The sequence below is a fragment of the Microbacterium gilvum genome (assembly GCF_039543865.1).
GTDB classification, from domain to species: domain Bacteria; phylum Actinomycetota; class Actinomycetes; order Actinomycetales; family Microbacteriaceae; genus Microbacterium; species Microbacterium gilvum.
The window spans coordinates 1-16,461 of the sequence record NZ_BAABKO010000001.1; the positions used below are offsets into that span (position 1 = coordinate 1).

Here is a 16,461-nt window from a genome sequence, read left to right on the forward strand (position 1 = left end):
CGCAGCTCCAGGATCAGGTCGCGCACGTTCCCGATCGTGCGCACCTCGCCCGGGGTCGCCTCCCACGACGGCCCTCCTGCGAACCTCGGCTTCCGCCCTGACATACACCCATCATCCAAGGCACCACTGACATTCGAACGAACGAACGAGACCATACCGACCCCGCGAAGGTCACGGAATTGTCACGAAACGGACCGCGCAGAAGGGGAACGGTCGCCGCGTCTGAGCTCGCTCCGCTCACTCGACCACCAAGGTTGGCCGAGCGAGAGGGACCTTGCGAGGTGTCCACTCGCTCGACGACCGCAAGGGGCGCGCGGCGAAGCGGGAGGGGAAGGTCGCCACGTTTCCGCTCGCTCGACGACCGGATCGGGGCCCGCCCGGGCCTACGGCAGGCGGATGGCGCCTGTCGCGGAGTGCTGCGTGGGCATCCGATCGCGCTTGTAGGTGATCGAGTCGTAGCCGTGCGGGGTCGGGTTGCCGTCGTCGCCGAGGTTGACGAACACGATCTTCTCGATCGTGAGGATGGTCCTGCGCGTGATCATGTTCCGCACGACGGCCCGCATCGTGAGAGAGGTGCGCCCGAAGTGCGTCGCGATGAGGCCCATCTCCACGAGGTCGCCCTGCACGGCCGACGCTTCGAAGTTGATCTCCGAGATGAACTTCGTCACGACGCGGTAGTTGCCGAGCTGGATGATGGCGTAGATCGCCGCCTCCTCGTCGATCCACTTCAGGAGGCTGCCGCCGAACAGCGTGCCGTTCGCGTTGAGGTCCTCGGGGCGCACCCACTTGCGCGTGTGGAAGTTCATGCCGTCGGTGTCGGTGGCGCTCATCGACAGCCAGCCTACGCGTGACAGCATGGACCGGTGACCAGCGCCAACCTCACCCGTGAGGAGACGGCGGCGCGATCCGCTGCCGTCTCCGTCGACACCATCCGCGTCGAGCTCGACCTCACGAGCGCGCCCGACCCCGCGCAGACGGGCTTCGCCACCGCGAGCACGCTCGACTTCTCCGCCACGACGGCGGAGACGTGGCTCGACTTCCTCGGCGAGGAGGTCGTGTCGGTCGAGGTGAACGGCGCTCCGCGGCCCGTGGAATGGGACGGCGCCCGCATCCGCCTCACGGGCCTCGCCGAGCGCAACACCGTCCGCGTCGTCGCGCGCGCCGCCTACAGCCGCTCCGGCGAGGGCATGCACCGCTTCGTCGATCCCGTCGACGGCGAGACGTACCTCTACACGCAGTACGAGCCGGCCGACTCCCGCCGTGTCATGGCGTGCTTCGAGCAGCCCGACATGAAGGCGCGCTACGCGTTCGAGGTGACGGCACCCGCCGGATGGCACGTGCTCTCGAACCAGCGCGCCGTCTCGACGACGACGGACGGGGGAGCTCAGCATGTCGCCTTCGCACCCACGCTCCCGATCTCGAGCTACATCACCGCCGTCGCCGCCGGCCCCTACCATCGCGTCGACGGCGCCTGGGGCGAGGTCGAGCTCGGGGTCCTCTGCCGCGCATCGCTCGCGCCGCACCTCGACGCCGACGAGATCCTCGAGATCACGCGCCAGGGCCTCGACTTCTTCACGGAGGCGTTCGCCTCCCCGTACCCGTGGGGCGCCTACGACCAGGTCTTCGTCCCCGAGTACAACCTCGGTGCGATGGAGAACCCCGGCCTCGTCACCTTCACGGAGGCCTACGTCTTCCGCGGCGCCGCCACCACCGCCCAGCGCGAGGGCCGAGCCAACACGATCCTCCACGAGATGGCCCACATGTGGTTCGGCGACCTCGTCACGATGCGCTGGTGGGACGACCTCTGGCTCAAGGAGTCGTTCGCCGACTACATGGGCACGCACGCCGCCGCGGCCGTCACGCGCTTCCGAGACGCCTGGGTCACCTTCGCCGACCGCCGCAAGGCCTGGGCGTACCAGCAGGACCAGCTGCCGACGACCCATCCGGTCGTCGCCGACATCCCCGACCTCGAGGCGGCCAAGCTCAACTTCGACGGCATCACGTACGCCAAGGGCGCGTCGGTGCTCAAGCAGCTTGTCGCGTTCGTCGGCGAGGACGCGTTCTTCCGAGGCGCCCGGACGTACTTCGCCGCGCATGCCTTCGGCAACACGACCCTCGACGACCTGCTCGTCGAGCTGGAGGCGGCGTCGGGCCGTGACGTGCGCGCGTGGTCGCGCGCGTGGCTCGAGACCACGGGGATGTCGACGATCTCCGTCGAGCGCGGCGAGACCCCCGTCGTGGTCCAGACCGACCCGCGGCCGCATCGGCTGCGCATCGGGCGGTACGGCCTCGCGGAGGGGGCGCTCCGCCGTCTCGGCGCCGTCGACATCGACATCGTCGACGCCCGCACGGCCGTCCCGCTCGCCGATGCCGATCTCCTCCTCCCGAACGACGGCGACCTCACGTACGCGAAGGTGCGCCTCGACGCGCGCTCGGTCGCCGCCACGGAGGAGGCGCTGTCGACCATCGAGGACCCGCTCGCGCGCGGCCTCGTGTGGTCGGCGCTGTGGAACGCGACGCGCGACGGCGAGCTCGCCGCGACGCGCTACATCGGCATCGTCCGCCGGCACGCTCCCGCCGAGGGGAACGTCGCCCTGCTCTCGGGGGCGGTCGCCAACGCCGCCTACGCCGTCGGACACTACGTCGCCGACCGCGAGCGGGCCGCCGCGCGCTCCGGATGGCTCGACGCCGTCTGGCAGGGGATGGCTGCGGCGGCGCCCGGCGGCGACGCGCAGCTCGCCTGGGCGCGAGCGCTCGGCGCGGCCGCATCGGTCGACGACGCGCGCGCCGACGATCTCCGCGCCCTCCTCGACGGCGCCGCGCCGCTGCCCGACGGACTGCCCCTCGACGCCGAGCTGCGCTGGGCTTGGCTCACGGCGCTCGTCGCGACGGGACACGCCGACGAGGCCGACATCGACCGCGAGCTGGCCCGCGACGCGACGGCCACGGGCCGCACGGCGGCCGTGCAGGCGAGGGCGGCCCGGCCGTCCGCCGACGTGCGCGCCACGGCGTGGGCGTCGGCCTGGGGCGACACGACGCTCACGAACGACCACCTCACGGCGACGATCACGGGCTTCCGCGCGGGCGCCCGCCGCGATCTCGCCGCGCCGTTCGACGACGACTACTTCGCGCGCATCGCGACGACCTGGTCTCACCGCAGCATCGAGATCGCCCAGCGCCTCGTGCGCGGGCTCTTCCCGCAGCGCGACGATCTCGCTGCGGTCGACGGATGGCTCGCCGCCCACGCCGACGCCCCCGGTGCGCTGCGCCGTCTCGTCGTCGAGCAGCGCGACCACCTCGCGCGCGACCTGCGGGTGCGCGCGCGTCAGCCGGAGCTCAGCTGACCGCGAGCCCGATCGCGAGGGCGGCGACCCCGAGCGCCGGCACGACGCCCTGCTTGAGCGCGGCGCCGGCCTTGTCGGGGCTGGAGAGCAGCAGCACGAGGCTCGCCGCGACCATCGACCCGGCGCCCGTGAAGACGAGCGTCGCGCCGACCGTCGTCGCCCCCGCGACGAAGAGCACGATGCCGAGAGCGGTCGCGATGGCGAGGAAGAGGTTGTAGAAGCCCTGGTTGAAGGCGAGCTCCTTCTGCCCTTCCGCGGCCTCGCGGGTCTGCCCGAACGTCGCGAGCGCGCGCGGGCTCGTCCACGCGATCGACTCGAGATAGAAGATGAAGACGTGCACGAGCGCAGCGATGCCGGCGAGCGCGAGACCTGCGATGACCATGCGACCATCCTCTCGCGCCCGCCGGCACCAGGCGCGGATCAGGCGGCGGGTCCCTCGATCAGCGTCACGACGGCCGTCTCCGACGTGCCTGCCGCGTCCGTCCACGTGATCGTGACCGCGTCGCCGGGCTCGTAGCCGGCCAGCAGCTCGCTCAGCGACTCCGAGTCGGCCACCGCGACACCGTCGACGGCCGCGACGACGTCGCCCGCGACGAGCCCGGCGGATGCCGCGGGCGTCCCCTCGATGACGCCCGCGATCGTCGCGCCCGCCGTCGTCGTGGTCTGCCCGCCCTGGCCGTACGCCGAGGAGGTCGCGCCGGCGATCTGCACGCCGAGGAAGGCGGGGTACCCGATCGTCGCCCCGTTCGACTCGTCGCCCGCGAGGATCTCGTCGACGATGCCCAGCGCCTCCTCGACGGGGATGGCGTACGCGATCGTCGTCGACGATCCGCTGGACGCCGCCGTCGTGACGCCGACGACCTCGCCCTCCGCGTCCAGCACGGCGCCGCCCGAGTCGCCGGAGACGACATCCGCCGCGATCTCGATCATCCCGTCGAGCGTCTCGCCGTCGGTCGTCGCCGACGCGGTCGTCGTCACGGACGCGTCGACGGCCGTGATCGAGCCGTCCGCCGCCATGAGCACGCCTCCGCCCTCCGCGTTGCCCACCGCCGTGACGGCGTCTCCCGCCGAGACGCCGTCGTCGTCGATCGCGACGGTGGCGAGATCCGACGCACCCTCGAGCTGCAGGACGGCGACGTCGTCCTCCGCGTCGGTGCCGACGACGGTGGCCGCGTACGTCTCGCCCGTGGTCGCGATCGTGACGGAGATCTCCGTGGAACCCTCGACGACGTGGTTGTTGGTCAGGATGAGGCCGTCGCTCGTGAGCACGAGCCCCGTTCCCGCCGCCTCTCCGTCCTGGTAGCCGAGCACGGTCTCGATGACGACGACGCCCGTCGACTCGTCGGAGGAGGCCTCCGTGGCCTCGGCGTTCGCCGAGCCGGCGGAACCGGAGGCGTCGCCCGCGGATCCATCGGGGATGGTCGGGACGGTCGTGCCCGTTCCGCCCGAGGAGGTCCCGCCCCACGGGGTCTGCGTCGACTCGCCCTGCGTCGATTCGCCCTGGGTCGATTCACCCGGGGCCGTCGCGGCCTGCGCGGCGGCCGTCGTCGCGCTCGCCTGAGCCGACGAGGTCGCGGCGCCGACGGGGATGCCGGCGGCGAATGCGCCCGCGATAAGGGTGGCGCCTGCGGCGCACGCGACGGGGAGCCGCCTCCGGTACCAGGGCCGCCGCTTCGCGTCGGCCGTCGAGGTGGCGGCCGTCGAGGTGGCGGTCGCGGCCTGCTCGGGGTGGAGGTGCTCGTCCATGGGCGTCCCTTTCTGTCGGTACGCCTCGATGACATCAGTCGGGCCGGTGAGCGGCTCATCGGAGGGCTATGAGACGCCTATGACCTCGGATACATCGCGAGGATGAGACGGACGCGACGGGCGGCCGATGCCGTACCGCCCTCCCGCACGATGGCATGGAGGCATGCACGATGCACACGCCACCCCGCACGCGCCCCTGCTCAGCGCGCGCGGGCTCACGAAGACCTACGGCCCGACGACCGCCCTCGGGGGCGTCGACCTCGACGTACGCAGGGGCGAGGCGGTCGCGATCATGGGCGCGTCGGGCTCGGGCAAGACGACGCTTCTGCACGTCCTCGCCGGCATCGTCACCCCCGACGCAGGCACCGTCACCCTGCAGGCCCGGTCGGGAGCCCGGCTCGTCAACGACCTCCGCGAGGCGGAGCGCTCCCGGCTGCGGCGCGAGGAGCTCGGCTTCGTGTTCCAGCAGGGGCTGCTCCTGCCCGAGCTCACGGCGCTCGAGAACGCCGCGCTCCCGCTCCTGCTCGCGGGCCACCCGCGCGCGGCCGCCGAGGCGCACGCCGCGCAGTGGCTCGCGGCGCTCGGGCTCTCGGGGCTCGAGGACCGCCGCATAGGACAGCTCTCCGGAGGGCAGGCGCAGCGCGTCGCGATCGCCCGCGCGCAGGTGACGGGCGCGCGCGTCGTGTTCGCCGACGAGCCGACGGGAGCCCTCGACTCCGCGACGTCTGCCGAGGTGATGACGGCGCTCCTCGATGCGACCCTGCGCCAGGGGCACGCGCTCGTCGTCGTCACGCACGACGCCGATGTCGCCGCCCGCTGCACCCGGACCATCCGCCTGCGGGACGGCCGCGTGCAGGCGGTGCCCGCGCACGGGGCGAGCCGATGAGCGCCGTCGCCCCGGCCGCGCCGCCGCGCGCGACCGGACGCGCCCCGCTCCTGCGGCTGACCTGGCACCTCGCCCGGCCGAGCGCGCAGAGCGGGGCCGCGATCGCCCTGCCCGCCGTGGCCTTCGCCGTCACGACGGCGCTGCTCCTCACGGTACTCGGCGGCGTGCTCATGTTCTGGCGCATGCCCGCGGACGACGAGGGCTTCTCGGGGCTCTACCAGACGCTCAGCGTCGTCGCGCTCGCCCTGCTCGCCGTCCCGCTGCTGTCCCTGGGCGGTGCGGCCGCGCGGCTGTCCGCGCGGCGCCGCGACGACCGCCTGGCGACCCTGCGGCTGCTCGGCGCCACGCCCGCTTTCGTGACGGGCATGACGGCGCTCGAGCAGCTCGCCGTGGGCCTCGCCGGCGCGGTCGCTGGCAGCGGCCTCTACCTCCTGCTCATGCCCGTCGTGGGGCTCGTGCCGTTCGGGGGCGCGCCGATCGGCGCCGCATCGCTCTGGGTGGGGCCGGGTCCGCTGCTGGCGGTCGTCGCGGGAGTCGCCCTCGTCGCCGCGCTGAGCGCCGTCGTCGGGTTGCGCCGCGTCGTCGTCACACCGCTCGGGGTGCGGGCCCGCCAGGAGGCGCCTCGCCCGCACTGGCTGCGGGCGGTCGTCGCGCTCGCCGTCGTCGGCGCGGCCGCGGGCGTCCTCGGCGCGCTCGGCGCGCTGCCCGGCTTCGCGGTCGTCGTGGCCGCGCTCGCCGGGTGCTTCGCGGCGGGCGTCGCCGTGCTGGGGGTCGTCGGCCCGTGGGCGATCGCGGTCCACGCGCGATTCCGGGTGAAGCGCGCATCCACCGCCGCGCAGCTCATCGCGGCCCGCACCGTCCTGGAGTCGCCGCAGGCCGCGTGGCGGCAGGTGGGCGGGATCGCCATGACGACGTTCGTCGCCGTCGTGGGCGGCGCGGGGATGGCCTTCGCGTCGGCGGGAGGCGAGGAGGACGTGCTCATGGCGGACATCCGCACGGGCATCCTGATCACGCTCGTCGTCTCGTTCGCCATGGTCGCCTGCTCGGTGGGCGTGGGCCAGGCCGCCGCCATCCTCGACCGCCGTGACCTCCACGTCTCCCTCGACCGCCTCGGCATGCCGCGCGCGGTGGCCGAGTCGGCGCGCACGCGCGCGACGCTCGGCCCGCTGCTGTTCACGGTGGTCGTGTCGGCGGTCGCCGCGGGCGTCCTCGTGCTTCCCCTGCTCGGGGCGGCCGTGCTGTTCGCGCCCGTGTCGGTCCTCGTCGTGCTCGCGTGCTTCGCCGGCGGCATCCTGCTCGTCCTCCTCGCGCTGCGCGCGACGCGCCCCATCGTGACGCACGTGCTCGCGGCGCCCGAGCGCGCCGTCTGAGGCCCGCTCAGCCGAGGACGACCGCCGCCGCCTCGTCGACCGTGTCGACGAGATGCACGTGGCGCTCCATGGAGCGGCCGGCGGCGAGGGCGCGCAGCAGCGGCCAGGCGGGGTACGTCTCCGTCCAGTACGCGCGGCCGACGAGCACCATCTCGGCGACGGCGTCCCCGGACGCGTAGAAGTTCTCGCACGCGTCCTGGAAGATCTCCTGCACGGTGCCGCCCGCGCCGGGGAGGAAGACGATGCCGCGGTCGCACACCTGCAGGAGGACCGACTCGCGCAGCGCGTTGCGGAAGTACTTCGCGATCGCCGTCGCGAAGAGGTTGGGCGGCTCGTGACCGTAGTGCCACGTCGGCACCCCGAGCGTCGCGACGGGATCGCGGTCGTGCACGAGGACGGCGCGTGCGGCGTCGGCCCACGCGTCGACGGACGGGTGGAACGACGGATGGGCCGCGAGTGTCGCGAGCGCGTCGTCGAGCGCTCCGGGCGGCAGCGCCGAGAGCCGCGCCCCGAGGTTCGCGGCCTCCATGGCGCCGGGGCCGCCGCCCGTCGCGACGACGAGACGCTCCGCGAGCAGCCGTCCGAGCCGCGCGGCGTCGGCGTATCCCGCGTCGCCGCGCTGCAGTGCATGCCCGCCCATGACGCCCACGACGTGCCGACCGCGGATCCAGTCCTCCAGCGCGTCGTCGACGCCGGCGTCGTGCAGCACTCGCGCGAGCACGGCCTCGGGGGAGCGGTCGCGCTGCGACCACGCGTACGCGCGGCCGTCGAGGGCGTCGCGCCAGTGCGGAGCGTCGTAGAGCTCGCCGGCCGTGTAGAGGGCGCCGCGGTGCGGATCCACCGGCGCCGACGGCTCGTCCCGGAGCACGAGCGCGCCTCGGGCGGCATGCTCCTCGGCGTCGCCGGGGGAGAGACGGCATCCCGCGAAGGTCGTGCGCGACGTGTCGCACGCCCGCAGGACGTCCGACCGCTCGCGCAGATCGAGGCCGAGCAGCCGCCATCCGCGCAGCCGGCGGGCCCCCGCCGCGATCCGGGAGTCGAACTCGGAGAGCGACTCGACGACGACGACCCGTCCGCGGCGGTGCTTCATGACCCGACGCTAGCGCGGGGAGCGGCCGTCACGCGACGCGCGGCCACCACGGCGGCATGTGCGAGATGATCGCCCGGGCGTACGCCTCCTCGTCGGCGTCGTCCTCGCCCGCCCAGTGCAGGATGGCGCCGACGATGCCTCCCGAGACGAACGCCGCCGCGAGCTCGTCGTCGAAGTCGACGTCGAGCCCCCGCTCGCGGAAGAGCTGCACGGCGATGAGGCAGCGCTCGTCGAAGAGCGCCTGCAGGCGGCGGCGGAAGCTGAGGGACAGCTCGGACGCGAGCAGCACGCGCAGCGTGCGGCGCTCCGCCGTGACGCTCCGCAGCACCGTCACCGTCGTGTCGGCGTACCGCGCCGCGAGTTCCGCGAGGGTCTCGCCGGGGAGGGCCGACACCGTGCCCACCTCGTCGAGCCAGCTCGCGTACAGGTCGGCCGCGACGTCGCCCACTGTCGTGTAGTGGCCGTAGAACGTCGTCCGGTGGACGCCGGCCTCGCGGCACAGCTCCGCGACGCCGATCTCGGTGAGGTCCTCCCGCGTGAGGAGGACGCGCAGCGCGTCCTGCAGCCGCTGGCGGCTGCGGAGGGCTCGGGGGTCGTCGGACATCACCCCAGTCTGCCCGAAGCCGGGGACCTCCGCGCGTTCCTAGGATGGAGGGCGATGCCCTTCTCCGTCCGTCGCTCCGCGATCGCCGATCTGACCCCCGCGGGATGGACGATCGTCGCGCTCGCCGCGGTCCGCGCACTCGCGCTCGCCGCGGCGGCCCTCGCGACGGGGGCCGCCGTCGACGACGTGCGGGCCGGCGGCGACCCCGCCGCGGCGCTCGCGGTCGCCGCGGTCGCGGTGCTCGCCGCCGCCCTGCTCGCGGCGATCGAGGCCATCCTGCCCCCGCGTGAGGCGGCGCGGGAGGAGCGGGTCTGGCGCGCCCGCGTCGTGCGGGCCCAGCTCGCGGCCCCCCTCGACGACGACACGCCGGCCGGCGACCGGGTGGCGCGCGCGACGGAGGAGGTGGAGCGCTTCGCGAACTACCGTGCCGCGTTCCTGGGGCCGTTCGCCGCGGGGATCGTCGTCCCCGTGGTCGTCATCGTCGTGATCGGGGCGTTCGCGTCCTGGGGGATCGCGGCGCCGCTCGCCGTGTGCGCGGCGCTCATCCCGCCCGTCATCGCCTGGTTCATGGCGCGTTTCCGCGCGGGCTCCGGCCGGTTCCGGATGGTCTCCGGGCGCCTCTCCGCCGCGTTCCTCGAGACCGTGCGCGCCCTCGGCACCATCCGGCTGCTCGGGGCCGACGAGCAGCGCCGTCGGGGCCTCGCACGGCAGGCGGAGGCGCTCCGCGCCGAGGCGATGCGGCTGCTGCGGCGCAACCAGGTCGTCCTCCTCGTGACGGATGCGGTGTTCGGCGTCGTCATGCTGTCGCTCGTCGGCGTCCTCGCGGTCGCTGGCACGGCGGACGGCGCGCTCACGGCGGGCGCGGCCTTCTCGCTCCTCCTGCTCACCGTGCCGCTCCGGGAGCCCGTCGACCGGCTGGGCCGTTCGTTCTACGTCGGCCTCGCCGGCCGTGCCGCGGGCGAGCGCGTGCGCGCCGCGGCCGCATCCGATGCCCTCGAGGCCGCACCCGCGACGGCGGGCGCGTCGGTCGCCGCGACGGGCGTGCACGTGCGGCGCGGCGGACGCGACGTCGTCGTGGGCGCCGACCTCGACCTCTCCGACGGGATGGCCGTCGTCACGGGGCCGTCCGGGTCGGGCAAGTCGTCGCTCGGCCTCGCGCTCGCCGGCCTGATCCCCGCCGACGGATTCCTCGTCGACGGGGCGCCCGCCGACGAGGCCGCGCTCCGGGGCGTCGTCGGCTACGTGCCGCAGCGCAGCGTGCTGTTCACCGGGACGGTCCGCGACAACCTCCTCCTCGCCGCACCCGGCGCGTCCGACGAGCAGCTCACGGCGGCGCTCTCCCGCGCAGGCGTCGACCGCTCCGAGCTCCCCGACGGGCTCGGCACGCGAGTCGGCGAGGGAGCGGCGGGCGTCTCCGGCGGTCAGGCGCAGCGCATCGCGATCGCCCGCGCTCTCCTCTCCGACCGCCGCGTGATCGTCGCCGACGAGCCGACGGCCCAGCTCGACGCCGGCACCGCCGCGCGCGTCGCCGCGACGCTGCGCGAGATCGCCCGCGACCGCTGCGTCGTGCTCATCACCCACCGCCTCGACGAGGTGCGCGCGGCCGACCGGATCACGGTCGTCGAAGGCGGCACCACGACGTTCTCCGGAACCCCGGCCGACATCGACGCCAGCCCGTTCCTGCGGGCGGCGTTCGCGGCGGGCACCGTCGAGGGGACGCGCGTATGATCACCCGGCTCCTCCGGATCGCTGCGCCCGCGTGGCCGTGGCTCGCCGCGTCGCTGGCCGCGCGCATCGCCGGTCTCGCCGCGGGCATCGCGCTCCTCGCCGCACCCGCTGCCGCGATCGGCGCCGCGGCGGTGGGCTCGCCGCCGCCGCTCTGGCCGTTCGCGGCGCTCCTCGTCGGCCTCGCCGCCGCGAAGGGCGTCCTGCGCTACCTCGAGCAGTTCCTCGGCCACAGGGCCGCGTTCGACCTGCTCGCGGGCATGCGCCTGCGCTTCTACGACGCCGTCGTCCCGCTCGCCCCCGGCGAGCTGCGCGACGGATCGGGCGACCTCACGGCGATCGCGACGCGCGACATCGACCGCGTGGAGGTGTTCTTCGCGCACACGCTCGTCCCCGCCGTCGCCGCCGTCCTCGTCCCCGGCGCCGTCGCGGTGTGGGCGTTCGCCGTCGGCCCCGCGGAGGGCGCCGTCGTCGCGACCGCGTTCCTCCTCGGCGGCGCCCTGGCGCCGCTCGTCGGCGCGCGCGCGTCGTCGGCGACGGCCCGTGCGCTGCTGCGCGAGCGGTCGGGCATCGCCCAGCACGTCGCCGAGGATGCCGCCGGCCGCATCGAGATCCGCGCGCTCGGCGCCGAGGAGGCCCGGATGGCCGCGCTCGCCGAGAAGGACGCCCGCGTCTCCCGGTCGCTGCGATCCGAGGGGCGTGCGCAGGCGCTCCGCGCCGGCATCGGCACGCTGTGGCCGTTCGCCGCCGTCGTGGCGATCATCGCCCTGGCGGGCGGCGACGTCGCCGCCCACCTCGTCCTCGCCGCGGCGGTCGTGGGGGCGGCGCCCGCGCTGTCGGCCGTGGAGGCGCTCACCCGGAGCCTCCCCGCCGCGCTCGCCGCCGCACGCCGCTACCTCGCCGTCCTCGATCGGCGCCCTCTCGTCGCCGACGCCGCCTCGCCGCGCGCGCTCCCCGACGGCGCCCTCGAGGTGCGCGTCGAGGGCGCGTCGTTCCGCTACCGCGACGGGGCGGCCGTCCTCGACGGCCTGTCGCTCGAGGTGCCGGCGGGAGGCCGCCTCGCCCTCGTCGGCGAGAGCGGCAGCGGCAAGTCGACGCTCGCGGCGCTGCTCCTGCGGGTGCACGACCCCGACGCGGGGCGCGTGCTCCTCGGCGGGGTGGACATCCGAGAGGTCGCGCTCGCCGAGCTGCGCTCCGCCGTCGCCCTCGTCGCGCAGCGGCCCGTCCTGCTGCGCGGAACCGTGCTCGACAACCTCCGTCTCGGCCATCCGCGGCTCATGGAGGAGCGGGCGTGGGCGGCGCTCGACGAGGCGGCGCTGGGCGACGACGTCCGCGCGCACCCCGACGGCCTCGCCGCGCGGATCGGCGACGAGGGCCTCGCGCTGTCGGGAGGCCAGCGCCAGCGGCTGAGTCTCGCCCGCGCTCTCGCACGGGAGCCCCGGGTGCTCGTGCTCGACGAGGCGACGTCCTCCCAGGACGCGCTCACCCAGGAGGCGATCCGCCGTGCCCTCGCGCGGCGCGCCGATCTCACGGCGATCCTCATCGCGCACCGCCCCGACGCCCTCGTCGGGATCGACCGCATCGTGCGCATCCCGCGCGGCGCCGCAAGACCTTGACACCGACGACGCGCCGCGGCGAGGCTCACGAGGCCGCCGATGCGGCGCTCAGCAGAGGAGAACGATGACACCCCAGACCAGAGCGAGCGGACGCGTGATCGGCATCGCCGTCGCCGCCGCCCTCGGAGGATTCCTGTTCGGCTTCGACACCGCCGTCATCAACGGCGCCGTCGATGCGCTCGCCGCCGACTTCGCGCTCGGCGCGGCGCTCAAGGGCTTCGCCGTGTCGTCGGCGCTCCTCGGCTGCGTCGTGGGCGCCTGGTTCGCGGGGTCGATCGCGAACCGCTGGGGCCGCGTGCCGGTCATGCTCGTCGCGGCCGCGCTGTTCCTCGTCTCGTCGATCGGCTCGGGGCTCGCGTTCGGGGTCGTCGACCTCATCGTCTGGCGCGTCGTGGGCGGGATCGGCGTCGGAGCGGCGTCGGTCATCGCCCCCGCCTACATCGCGGAGGTGTCGCCCGCCCGCATCCGGGGACGGCTCGGCTCGCTGCAGCAGCTCGCCATCGTGCTGGGCATCTTCGCCGCGCTGCTCTCCAACGCGCTGCTCGCCGCCCTGTCCGGTGGAGCGAACGAGGTGCTCTGGTGGGGGGTCGACGCGTGGCGGTGGATGTTCCTCGCGGAGGCCGTGCCCGCCGTCGTCTACGGCGTGATGTCGCTGCGGCTCCCCGAGTCGCCCCGCTTCCTCGTGCGACGCGGCGAGTACGACAAGGCGTCGCAGGTGCTCCTCGACTTCACGGGGGAGCCCGACGTCAACCTGCGCATCCAGCAGATCCGCGACTCGCTCGACTCGGAGAAGCGCGAGTCGCTCCGGGACCTCGCCGGCCCCGCGCTCGGGCTCAAGCCCATCGTGTGGGTGGGACTGCTGCTGTCGGTGTTCCAGCAGTTCGTCGGCATCAACGTCATCTTCTACTACTCGACGACGCTCTGGCGGTCCGTCGGCTTCGACGAGTCGAGCGCCCTCACGACCTCCGTCATCACGTCCGTGACGAACATCGTCGTCACGATCGTCGCCATCCTGCTCGTCGACCGCGTCGGCCGGCGAGCGCTGCTCGTCGCGGGCTCGGTCCTCATGACGATCGCTCTCGGCACGATGGCGGTCGCATTCTCGTTCGCCGACCTCGTCACGGCCGCCGACGGCACGACCAGTGCCGAGCTCGCCGCCCCCTGGTCGATCATCGCCCTCGTCGCCGCGAACCTCTTCGTCGTCGGCTTCGGCGCGACGTGGGGCCCCGTCGTGTGGGTGCTCCTCGGCGAGATGTTCCCCAACCGCATCCGTGCGAGCGCGCTCGCCGTCGCCGCCGCAGCCCAGTGGCTCGCGAACTTCTTCATCTCCACGACGTTCCCCGTCTTCAGCGGCATCAGCCTCACGTTCGCCTACGGGTTCTACGCGTTCTTCTCGCTGCTGTCGCTGTTCTTCGTGCTGTGGAAGGTGCGGGAGACGAAGGGCCGCGAGCTGGAGGACATGGGGTAGCGGCGCGGCCTGCGAACCGCCTGGCAACCGCGCACTCGGGGGTGTCGCTGGGGGAGTGGGCGGCGCGCCGACTTAGGCTCGGTACGCCATGATCCGGTTCGAACACGTCACCAAGCGCTACAAGGGCACGGCGAAGCCGGCCCTCAGCGACATCGACTTCGAGGTGCAGCGCGGCGAGTTCGTCTTCCTCGTCGGGGCCTCCGGCTCGGGGAAGTCGTCCTGCCTCCGCCTCATCCTGCGCGAGGACCTGCCGTCCTCGGGCCGCGTCGTCGCGCTCGGGCGCGACACCACGAGCCTCACGACGCGCCGCACACCCTACTTCCGCCGGCAGATCGGCGCGGTCTTCCAGGACTTCCGGCTGCTGCAGTCGAAGACCGTCGCCCAGAACGTCGCCTTCACGCTCCAGGTGATCGGGCGCTCGCGCGCGTTCATCAAGCAGGCCGTGCCCGAGGCGCTCGACCGCGTGGGCCTCGCCGACATGGGACGGCGGATGCCGCATGAGCTCTCCGGCGGAGAGCAGCAGCGCGTCGCGATCGCGCGCGCGCTCGTGAACCGGCCGCAGATCCTCCTCGCCGACGAGCCGACGGGAAACCTCGACCCCGGAACGTCCGTCGACATCATGCGCATCCTCGCGCAGGTCAACGCCACGGGCACGACGGTCGTGATGGCCACGCACGAGGCCACGTTCGTGGACCAGATGCAGCGGAGGGTCATCGAGCTGAGCGAGGGCGAGCTCGTCCGCGACGAGCGCCAGGGCGGCTACGGCGACACCTCCGTCATCCGCACCCTGCAGCCGGAGGCGGAGCGGGGGGCCGCCGCCATCGCGGCGCTCACCGCCGTGCTCGAGGTGCAGCGCGAGGTGTCGGGCGAGCCCCAGGCGGAGGCCGCCGTGCAGAAGGCGGTCGACGCCGTCGAGGACGTCGTCGACGCGGTCGCCGCTCCCGCCGCGACAGAGCCGCCTGCGGCGGAGCAGCCCGCTGCCGCGCCGTCTGCTGCGGCCGATCGACCTGCGGTGCGCCCGTCGGAGCCCGTCGACGCGGCCATCCCGCCCGTCGACGTCGACGCCCTGGGGATGGCCGACCGGCTCGGCCTCCGATCGGCCGACGACGACGAGGAAGTGGGTCCCACGTCATGAGGTTCGGACTCGTTCTCGGCGAGGCGCTGCAGGGCCTGCGGCGCAACGCCTCCATGGTCGTCTCGGTCATCCTCGTCACGTTCGTGTCGCTCACGTTCGTCGGCGCAGCCGTGCTCATGCAGGCGCAGATCGCCAAGACGAACGCGTACTTCCAGGACCGCGCGCTCGTCGACGTGTACATGTGCTCGCCGCTGTCATCGGGCGACACCTGCGCCGGGGGCGCGGCCACCGAGGAGCAGATCGCCGACGTCCAGTCCGAGCTCGACGGGGCGACGCTCGCCCCGCTCATCCAGGACTACACGTACCTCACGCCGGAGGAGGCCTACGACTCGATCGTCGAGAACCTCGGCGAGGACTACGCCGGCCTGCTCACGGCCGAGCAGACGAGCGCCGAGTTCCACATCAACCTCGTCGACCCGAGCCAGTCCGACGTCATCGTGGAGGCGTTCGCGGGCCGCGAGGGAGTGGAGGAGGTCACCGACCAGCTCGAGTACCTCGACCCCCTGTTCGCGACCCTGACGATCGCGACCTACATCGCCGTCGGCATCGCCGCGCTCATGCTCGTCTCCGCTGTGCTCCTCATCGCCACGACCATCCGGCTGTCGGCATACGCGCGTCGCCGCGAGGTCGCGATCATGCGGCTCGTGGGGGCCTCGAACGGCTTCATCCAGACGCCGTTCGTGCTGGAAGGCGTCTTCGCGGCGTTCATCGGCGCGGCGCTCGCGAGCGCCGCCGTGCTCGCGGGCGTGCACTTCGGCGTCGACGGGTACCTCTCCGGCGAGATGTACGCCATCCCGTGGGTGGGCACGGCGGAGGCGTGGGCCGTCGTGCCCGTGCTCGTCGTCATCGGCGTCGTGCTGGCCGCGCTCTCGGCCGGGTTCGCCATCCGGCGGTGGCTGCGGGCGTAGCCCCGTGCGTCGCGCGGCTTCCCGCCTTGCTAAGGTGGAAGGCTGCGCCCGAGAGCCGAGGAGGTGAGCGCATGCCCCGCGAACAGGGAGAGAAGGTCGTCGCGACGAATCGTCGCGCGCGCCACGAGTACACCATCGAGAAGACGTACGAGGCCGGCCTCGTGCTCACGGGCACCGAGGTGAAGTCGCTGCGGCAGGGCCGCGCCAACCTCAGCGACGGCTACGCGTACATCGACGGGAACGAGGCATGGCTCGACGCCGTGCACATCCCCGAGTACTCGCAGGGAACGTGGACGAACCACTCGTCGAAGCGCACGCGCAAGCTGCTCCTCCACCGCGAGGAGATCATCAAGCTCAGCCACCAGGTGTCGGCGGGCGGGTACACGCTCGTCCCCCTGCGGCTCTACTTCCTCGACGGCCGGGCGAAGGTCGAGCTCGGCGTCGGCAAGGGCAAGCGCGAGTACGACAAACGCCAGACGCTCCGCGAACGGCAGGACAAGCGCGAGGCCGAGCGCGCCATGCGCACGCGCAACCGCATGGGGGAGTGACGCCTCTCCACAGGCATCCCC

Annotated in this window: 13 protein-coding genes and 1 pseudogene; 9 read left to right on the top strand and 5 right to left on the bottom strand. The window is 73.8% G+C overall.

Annotated elements, in window-relative coordinates; translation table 11 throughout:
* Positions 1-383: 383 nt before the first annotated feature.
* Positions 384-830: an acyl-CoA thioesterase gene (locus ABD998_RS00005; protein ID WP_345434634.1), complete on the bottom strand. Its 447-nt coding sequence runs from the start codon at positions 828-830 to the stop codon at positions 384-386.
* A 33-nt stretch (positions 831-863) separates the two neighbouring features.
* Between ABD998_RS00005 and pepN the strand changes: the two genes are divergently transcribed.
* Positions 864-3,344, top strand: coding sequence for an aminopeptidase N (gene pepN / locus ABD998_RS00010; RefSeq protein WP_345434636.1), 2,481 nt, complete (start codon positions 864-866; stop codon positions 3,342-3,344).
* Here pepN and ABD998_RS00015 read toward each other — a convergent pair.
* Both ABD998_RS00015 and ABD998_RS00020 read right to left on the bottom strand, forming a co-directional pair.
* Positions 3,337-3,726, bottom strand: a complete 390-nt coding sequence (locus tag ABD998_RS00015) for a DUF1304 domain-containing protein (protein ID WP_345434639.1) — start codon at positions 3,724-3,726, stop codon at positions 3,337-3,339. The genes pepN and ABD998_RS00015 overlap by 8 nt on opposite strands.
* 38 nt (positions 3,727-3,764) lie before the next feature.
* On the bottom strand, positions 3,765-5,090 hold the full coding sequence (locus ABD998_RS00020; RefSeq protein WP_345434641.1) for a S1C family serine protease: 1,326 nt from the start codon (positions 5,088-5,090) through the stop codon (positions 3,765-3,767).
* A 163-nt stretch (positions 5,091-5,253) separates the two neighbouring features.
* Here ABD998_RS00020 and ABD998_RS00025 point away from each other — a divergent pair, with 163 nt between their 5' ends.
* On the top strand, positions 5,254-5,976 hold the full coding sequence (locus tag ABD998_RS00025; RefSeq protein WP_345434643.1) for an ABC transporter ATP-binding protein: 723 nt from the start codon (positions 5,254-5,256) through the stop codon (positions 5,974-5,976).
* Positions 5,973-7,346: an FtsX-like permease family protein gene (locus ABD998_RS00030; RefSeq protein ID WP_345434645.1), complete on the top strand. Its 1,374-nt coding sequence runs from the start codon at positions 5,973-5,975 to the stop codon at positions 7,344-7,346. Before ABD998_RS00025 ends, ABD998_RS00030 begins: the two co-directional genes overlap by 4 nt.
* A 7-nt stretch (positions 7,347-7,353) precedes the next feature.
* Here ABD998_RS00030 and ABD998_RS00035 read toward each other — a convergent pair whose 3' ends face one another.
* Together ABD998_RS00035 and ABD998_RS00040 are read right to left on the bottom strand one after the other, a co-directional pair.
* Positions 7,354-8,436, bottom strand: coding sequence for an LOG family protein (locus tag ABD998_RS00035; RefSeq protein ID WP_345434647.1), 1,083 nt, complete (start codon positions 8,434-8,436; stop codon positions 7,354-7,356).
* Between the two features lie 28 nt (positions 8,437-8,464).
* Positions 8,465-9,040 carry a TetR/AcrR family transcriptional regulator gene (locus ABD998_RS00040; protein ID WP_345434649.1) on the bottom strand — a complete coding sequence of 192 codons (576 nt, stop codon included), beginning with the start codon at positions 9,038-9,040 and terminating at the stop codon, positions 8,465-8,467.
* Positions 9,041-9,094: 54 nt separating this feature from the next.
* Between ABD998_RS00040 and ABD998_RS00045 the strand changes: the two genes are divergently transcribed.
* The 6 genes and pseudogenes from ABD998_RS00045 (at position 9,095) to smpB (ending at position 16,440) form a co-directional block, all read left to right on the top strand.
* Positions 9,095-10,768, top strand: a complete 1,674-nt coding sequence (locus ABD998_RS00045; protein ID WP_345434651.1) for an ATP-binding cassette domain-containing protein — start codon at positions 9,095-9,097, stop codon at positions 10,766-10,768.
* Positions 10,765-12,381, top strand: a complete 1,617-nt coding sequence (locus ABD998_RS00050) for an amino acid ABC transporter ATP-binding/permease protein (protein ID WP_345434653.1) — start codon at positions 10,765-10,767, stop codon at positions 12,379-12,381. Before ABD998_RS00045 ends, ABD998_RS00050 begins: the two co-directional genes overlap by 4 nt.
* A 31-nt stretch (positions 12,382-12,412) precedes the next feature.
* Positions 12,413-13,849: pseudogene (locus ABD998_RS00055) on the top strand (sugar porter family MFS transporter); the annotation flags it as partial.
* Positions 13,850-13,937: 88 nt separating this feature from the next.
* Entirely contained in the window at positions 13,938-14,984 is a 1,047-nt protein-coding gene (ftsE, locus tag ABD998_RS00060) for a cell division ATP-binding protein FtsE (RefSeq protein ID WP_345434657.1), read from the top strand.
* Entirely contained in the window at positions 14,981-15,892 is a 912-nt protein-coding gene (gene ftsX / locus ABD998_RS00065) for a permease-like cell division protein FtsX (protein WP_345434659.1), read from the top strand. Before ftsE ends, ftsX begins: the two co-directional genes overlap by 4 nt.
* 71 nt (positions 15,893-15,963) lie before the next feature.
* On the top strand, positions 15,964-16,440 hold the full coding sequence (gene smpB / locus ABD998_RS00070) for an SsrA-binding protein SmpB (protein WP_345434661.1): 477 nt from the start codon (positions 15,964-15,966) through the stop codon (positions 16,438-16,440).
* Positions 16,441-16,461: the final 21 nt, after the last annotated feature.

What these genes read in the sequence shown, in the direction of transcription:
- ABD998_RS00025 (WP_345434643.1), top strand. Translation starts at nt 5,254, where the DNA reads ATGCACGATGCACACGCCACCCCGCACGCGCCCCTGCTCAGCGCGCGC.
- ABD998_RS00035 (WP_345434647.1), bottom strand. Translation starts at nt 8,436, where the DNA reads ATGAAGCACCGCCGCGGACGGGTCGTCGTCGTCGAGTCGCTCTCCGAG.
- ABD998_RS00045 (WP_345434651.1), top strand. Translation starts at nt 9,095, where the DNA reads ATGCCCTTCTCCGTCCGTCGCTCCGCGATCGCCGATCTGACCCCCGCG.
- ABD998_RS00020 (WP_345434641.1), bottom strand. Translation starts at nt 5,090, where the DNA reads ATGGACGAGCACCTCCACCCCGAGCAGGCCGCGACCGCCACCTCGACG.
- ABD998_RS00050 (WP_345434653.1), top strand. Translation starts at nt 10,765, where the DNA reads ATGATCACCCGGCTCCTCCGGATCGCTGCGCCCGCGTGGCCGTGGCTC.
- ABD998_RS00030 (WP_345434645.1), top strand. Translation starts at nt 5,973, where the DNA reads ATGAGCGCCGTCGCCCCGGCCGCGCCGCCGCGCGCGACCGGACGCGCC.
- ftsE (WP_345434657.1), top strand. Translation starts at nt 13,938, where the DNA reads ATGATCCGGTTCGAACACGTCACCAAGCGCTACAAGGGCACGGCGAAG.
- smpB (WP_345434661.1), top strand. Translation starts at nt 15,964, where the DNA reads ATGCCCCGCGAACAGGGAGAGAAGGTCGTCGCGACGAATCGTCGCGCG.
- ftsX (WP_345434659.1), top strand. Translation starts at nt 14,981, where the DNA reads ATGAGGTTCGGACTCGTTCTCGGCGAGGCGCTGCAGGGCCTGCGGCGC.
- ABD998_RS00015 (WP_345434639.1), bottom strand. Translation starts at nt 3,726, where the DNA reads ATGGTCATCGCAGGTCTCGCGCTCGCCGGCATCGCTGCGCTCGTGCAC.
- ABD998_RS00040 (WP_345434649.1), bottom strand. Translation starts at nt 9,040, where the DNA reads ATGTCCGACGACCCCCGAGCCCTCCGCAGCCGCCAGCGGCTGCAGGAC.
- ABD998_RS00005 (WP_345434634.1), bottom strand. Translation starts at nt 830, where the DNA reads ATGAGCGCCACCGACACCGACGGCATGAACTTCCACACGCGCAAGTGG.